This window comes from Streptomyces sp. NPDC046876, from assembly GCF_040645035.1.
Taxonomy (GTDB): Bacteria; Actinomycetota; Actinomycetes; order Streptomycetales; family Streptomycetaceae; genus Streptomyces.
On sequence record NZ_JBEYXK010000249.1, the window covers coordinates 1 to 1,103 of the forward strand.

General features: G+C 35.4%; 1 protein-coding gene. It reads left to right on the forward strand.

What is annotated here, in order from left to right; all coding sequences use genetic code 11:
• The first annotated feature begins 100 nt into the window (after positions 1-100).
• Positions 101-901, forward strand: coding sequence for a 7-cyano-7-deazaguanine synthase (locus tag ABZ924_RS38785; protein ID WP_361920469.1), 801 nt, complete (start codon positions 101-103; stop codon positions 899-901).
• The last annotated feature ends 202 nt before the right edge of the window (positions 902-1,103 follow it).

Below are 1,103 nucleotides of genomic sequence, written 5' to 3' on the forward strand. Positions count from 1 at the left end.
AATATTGTCCTTCTGCGAGATCAGCTAGGACATAGCAACATTGAAACCACTTCTCTCTATACGAACTTATCTAATAAAGATATATGTAGAAATCGGCTATATGGCTAAAAGCGAAAAACCTGTAATTATTTTTGATCCTTTTAAACAGGTAAAGAATCTCTTCCTTAAAAAATCAGCAAATTACGTTGTGTATTCAATGAATGAGTTAATTGACACAGTGTTCGATGTCTTGGGAAGAAAAGATTCTGAAGTGAAAGATGAGTATGATGCGTTACTATTAGCTTCCGGTGGATTAGATTCTACTGTCTTGGCGTATAAATTACTAGCTGAAAGCAAGAATGTATTGCCTATATTCTTGAAATATGGTCAGCATTTTGCTGAAACTGAATTTAATACATTAACAAATGTATTGCCTCCCGAATTACTTTCTCATGTAAAAGTAATTAATATAGAGGATATCTTCAAGAATTCTGAATCTCGAATGATAAAAGAACCCGATTTATGGTTGGATAAAGTCAGTGCTGAAGACTTATATCTACCTTATAGGAACCTTTTATTCTTATCTGTGGCTTCATCAATTGCGCAGACATTGGGCATAGGAGAAGTTTATTCTGCATTTATTAATTCAAATCATGCTAAAGAAATCGATTGTTCAAAAGAGTTCTTTGATCAATTGTCTGAAATGTTAACTGAATACGGTACTGTGCAAATCGAAATGCCTTTTAGAGACTTTTCTAAAGCTGATGTCATTAAGCTGGGAATTGAATTGAATGTTCCTATAGCACAAACGTACTCTTGCCAAGCAAATAGTACAACTCCATGCGGTGTTTGTCCAAATTGTGTTGATAGATTAGCCGGTTTTGAATCATTTGAAGAAAAAAGTACAAACCCTAAAAATTAAAAATTGGGTTTTATGTTTATTCTGATGGAGAAGTCTGACACTCTGTAATCACTTCTGCGCCCGTTAATGCTGCAATGTCTTCTAGCATTGCAATTGGCGGAGGGGGATTAGCTTCAGGGGTTGGTTCTTATTTAAAAGGCATTAGCCCAAAAACAAAACTGATCGGTGTCGAACCCGAAGGTGCTCCGGGTATGAAAACATC